Source organism: Mesorhizobium sp. M4A.F.Ca.ET.050.02.1.1 (genome assembly GCF_003997725.1).
Taxonomy (GTDB): domain Bacteria; phylum Pseudomonadota; class Alphaproteobacteria; order Rhizobiales; family Rhizobiaceae; genus Mesorhizobium.
Genome location: NZ_RZSG01000491.1, coordinates 1 through 4,576, shown reverse-complemented (window position 1 = coordinate 4,576; position 4,576 = coordinate 1). Strand labels below are relative to the sequence as shown.

The window sequence follows — 4,576 nt, the reverse complement described above, 5'->3', positions numbered from 1 at the left end:
CCGCAATGGCGACTTGCTTGACGTCGACGAAGCGACCTTCGATCTGATCACCGCCGTCAACATGAAGGCAATCTACCACGCGGCGCCGGTGATGATGGCGACCTTGTTTTCCAGACGCATGGTTTTCCCGCCCATTGAGGTCTTCCCGGATTTTCGGAGGCCGCCGCTCGGCTGCCCTGCGAGGACTCCCGCAGCGGCATGCCGCGACGGATTTCTTCCTTAGCTTTCGTCACATTCGCGTTCTATGTTGCAGCCGCGAACGCTGCCGGAAGCCTCGCTTGCCGACAAGCCCCCGGGTAGCGTCAGTGTCAAGGCCACACATGAGACCCAATCGACATCCAGCGATTTGTCCTTACCTGTGACACCATGGCACTGGTAAATTTAAATCGATTAGAATATATCAGCCCCGCACCTGAGCGCGGCGTCTAAAGCGGACAGACCATGACCAGCCAGATCATCCCCGTCGATCCTTTCGACTTCATCATTTTCGGCGGCACCGGCGACCTGTCGGAACGCAAGCTTCTGCCCTCGCTCTATCATCGCCAGCGCGACCATCAGTTTTCCGAACCGACCAGGATCATCGGCACGTCGCGCTCCAAGATGACCGACGCCGAGTTCCAGGCCTTCGCCAAGCAGGCGATCTCGGACCATGTGAAGCCCGCCGACATCGATCCGAAGGAGCTGGAGACGTTCCTCGCCCGGCTCTCCTATGTCCCGGCCGACGCCACCACCGGCGCCGGCTTCGACAAGCTGAAGAAGGCGATCGGCGACAGCGACCGTATCCGCGCCTTCTACCTGGCCGTGGCGCCGGCACTGTTCGGCGACATCTCGCACAAGCTCAAGGAACACAATCTGATCACGCCGAACTCGCGTATCGTGCTGGAGAAGCCGATCGGCCGCGACCTCGCCTCGGCGCGCACGCTCAACGACCTGGTGGGCGACGACTTCCACGAAAGCCAGATCTTCCGTATCGACCACTATCTCGGCAAGGAGACGGTGCAGAACCTGATGGCGTTGCGCTTCGCCAACGCGCTCTACGAGCCGCTGTGGAACTCGGCCAATGTCGACCATGTGCAGATCACGGTCGCGGAAACCGTCGGCCTCGAGGATCGCGTCACTTACTACGACAAGGCCGGCGCGCTGCGCGACATGGTGCAGAACCACATGCTGCAGCTTCTGTGCCTCGTCGCCATGGAGGCGCCGTCGTCGATGGACGCGGATGCCGTGCGCGACGAAAAGCTGAAGGTGCTGCGGGCGCTGAAGCGCATCAACGGCAACGAGGCGCCGAAGCACACGGTGCGCGGCCAGTATCGCGCCGGAGCTTCCGCCGGCGGGCCGGTGAAGGGGTATGTCGAGGAGCTCGGCAAGGACAGCAATACCGAGACCTTCGTCGCCATCAAGGCCGAGATCGCCAACTGGCGCTGGGCCGGCGTCCCGTTCTACCTCAGGACCGGCAAAAGGCTGGCGACCCGCGTCTCGGAAATCGTCATCGAGTTCAAGCCGATCCCGCACTCGATCTTCGGCGACAGCGCCGGGCCGATCTTCGCCAACCAGTTGGTGATCCGGCTGCAGCCGGACGAGGGCGTCAAGCAGTTCATCATGATCAAGGATCCGGGCCCGGGCGGCATGCGGCTGCGCCAGATCCCGCTCGACATGAGTTTCGCGCAATCCTTCGACGGACGCGCGCCCGACGCCTATGAGCGGCTGATCATGGATGTGGTGCGCGGCAACCAGACGCTGTTCATGCGCCGCGACGAAGTCGAGGCGGCGTGGAAATGGATCGACCCGATCCAGAACGCCTGGGAAAACGCCAGACAAGAGGCGCAGGGCTATACGGCCGGCACGTGGGGGCCATCGGCCTCGATCGCGCTGATCGAACGCGATGGGCGGACATGGCACGAGAGCAATTGAGCGGCGCCTATCACTGGAACAGCTTCGCCGATCGCCAGGAACTGGCGGCGGCGCTCGCCGGCCATGTCGCGGCACGGCTGACCAAGGCGGTCACCGAGCGCGGCACGGCCCTGCTTGCCGTCTCGGGCGGCACGACGCCGGCGAAGTTCTTCGCCGCGCTGTCGCGGATCCCTATTGCCTGGGACAAGGTCACGGTGACGCTGGTCGACGAGCGTTTCGTACCGGCCTCCTCGCCGCGCTCGAATGCCAGGCTGGTGGCCGCCAACCTGTTGCAGAACGCCGCGACTGCGGCGCGCTTCGTGCCGCTCTACCATGAAGCGGCAAGCATCGAGGATGCGGCGCTGTCCGACAATGAGGCGCTCAGGTCGCTGCCCTGTCCGCTCGACGCGGTCGTGCTCGGCATGGGCGGCGACGGCCATACCGCCTCGTTCTTTCCCGACGCCGACGATCTTGCGCGATTGCTTGATCCGTCCTCGCAACGGATCGTGCTGCCGGTGCATGCGGCAAGCGCCGGCGAGCCGCGGCTGACGCTGTCGATGGCAAGGATCATCGGCGCCGGCTTCATCGCGCTGCATATCGAGGGCGCGGAAAAGCGCAGCGCCTTCGATAGCGCCATGGGATCAGGCGCGAGAAAGCCCATTCGCGCCGTGATCGAGGCGGCGCCCAGAGCCGTCGAGGTTTTCTGGGCGCCCTGATTTTGACCATACCGAGGGTCCCGGCTGCCGGAAAGTTCAGGGACCCCGCCTGAAAGGACCGTTGCCATGACCGCCAGACGCGACATCGAAGCCATCACCGAGCGCATCCGCCAGCGTTCGAAAGCCGGCCGCGAGGCCTATCTCGGCCGCATCGCCGAGGCCTCGGGCCGCAGCGCCAACCGTGCGGTGCTGTCCTGTGGCAACCTCGCGCACGGTTTTGCCGTGTGCAGCCCGTCCGAGAAGGTCGCGCTCGGCGGCGACCGGGTGCCCAATCTCGGCATCATCACCTCCTACAACGACATGCTGTCGGCGCATCAGCCATTCGAGACCTATCCGGCGCTGATCAAGGAAGCGGCGCGCGAGGCCGGCGGCATCGCGCAGGTGGCCGGCGGCGTGCCGGCGATGTGCGACGGCGTCACGCAAGGCCAGCCCGGCATGGAACTGTCGCTGTTTTCGCGCGACGTGATCGCCATGGCGGCGGCGATCGGGCTGTCGCACAACATGTTCGACGCCGCCGTCTTCCTCGGCGTCTGTGACAAGATCGTGCCGGGGCTGGTGATCGCCGCACTCACCTTCGGCCATTTGCCGGCGGTGTTCGTGCCAGCCGGGCCGATGACATCGGGCCTGCCGAACGACGAGAAGGCCAAGGTCCGCCAGCTCTATGCCGAAGGGAAGGCAGGGCGGGCCGAACTGCTCGAGGCCGAATCCAAGTCCTATCACGGGCCGGGCACCTGCACCTTCTACGGCACCGCCAACTCCAACCAGATGCTGATGGAGATCATGGGCCTGCACACGCCAGGCGCCTCCTTCGTCAATCCCGGCACGCCGCTGCGCGACGCGCTGACCAGGGAAGCGGCGCGGCGCGCGCTGTCGATCACCGCGCTCGGCAATGACTATACGCCGGTCGGCCGCATGATTGACGAGCGCTCGATCGTCAACGGCGTCGTCGGCCTGCATGCGACCGGCGGCTCGACCAACCACACGATCCACCTGATCGCCATGGCCGCCGCCGCCGGCATCGCGCTGACCTGGCAGGACATCTCGGACCTGTCGGAAGCGGTGCCGCTGCTAGCCCGCGTCTATCCGAACGGGCTTGCCGACGTGAACCATTTCCACGCCGCGGGCGGGCTCGGCTTCCTGATCCGCGAACTGCTCGACGAAGGCATTCTGCACGAGGATGTGCAGACGGTGTGGGGCGAAGGCCTACGTCCCTACGCGGTCGAGGCCAGGCTCGGCGCCGATGGCGGCGTGGTGCGCGAGGCCTCGCCGTTGGAAAGCGGCGACGAAAAGGTGCTGGCACCTTTCAAGAAGGCGTTTCAGCCGACCGGCGGCCTGAAGGTGCTTGGCGGCAATCTCGGCCACGCGGTCATCAAGACGTCCGCCGTGAAGCCGGAAAGGCGCGTCATCGAGGCGCCTGCAAAAGTGTTCGACAGCCAGCAAGGGCTGAACGACGCCTTCAAGGCCGGCACGCTCACGGGCGACTTCATCGCCGTCATCCGCTTCCAGGGGCCGAAAGCCAACGGCATGCCGGAGCTGCACAAGCTGACCACCGTGCTCGGCATCCTGCAGGATCGCGGCCAGCGCGTCGCGCTGGTGACCGACGGGCGCATGTCGGGCGCTTCCGGCAAGGTGCCGGCGGCGATTCATGTGACGCCGGAAGCGGTCGAGGACGGCCCGATCGCCAGGATCCATGACGGTGACATAATCCGGCTCGACGCCGATGCCGGCACGCTGGAAGTGCTGGTGCCCGGCGCGGAATTCGCGCTGCGGCGCACGGCGGATGCCGACCTCATCGGCAACGAGTTCGGCTTCGGCCGCGAGTTGTTCGCCGGGTTCCGGCAGCTCGTCGGCCGCGCCGACCACGGCGCCGCCGCGTTCGGCAACGCTTGAGTCGACAATTCCATCCAAGAAAAAGGGGCGGCTCAGCGGCCGCCCCTTTTTCTCCAGGAGACGGAAGCGCTGCCTATTGA

General features: G+C 65.6%; 3 protein-coding genes and 1 pseudogene. All 4 read left to right on the top strand.

Annotation, left to right across the window (positions count from 1 at the left end):
- Positions 1-85: pseudogene (locus tag EOA33_RS41555) on the top strand (short chain dehydrogenase); the annotation flags it as partial.
- A gap of 356 nt (positions 86-441) precedes the next feature.
- Positions 442-1,911: a glucose-6-phosphate dehydrogenase gene (zwf, locus tag EOA33_RS25245; RefSeq protein ID WP_126056463.1), complete on the top strand. Its 1,470-nt coding sequence runs from the start codon at positions 442-444 to the stop codon at positions 1,909-1,911.
- Complete coding sequence (gene pgl, locus EOA33_RS25240; RefSeq protein ID WP_127406866.1) at positions 1,893-2,606, top strand: 6-phosphogluconolactonase; 714 nt, start codon at positions 1,893-1,895, stop codon at positions 2,604-2,606. Before zwf ends, pgl begins: the two co-directional genes overlap by 19 nt.
- 66 nt (positions 2,607-2,672) lie before the next feature.
- Positions 2,673-4,496 carry a phosphogluconate dehydratase gene (edd, locus tag EOA33_RS25235; protein WP_126056465.1) on the top strand — a complete coding sequence of 608 codons (1,824 nt, stop codon included), beginning with the start codon at positions 2,673-2,675 and terminating at the stop codon, positions 4,494-4,496.
- Positions 4,497-4,576 lie beyond the last annotated feature (80 nt).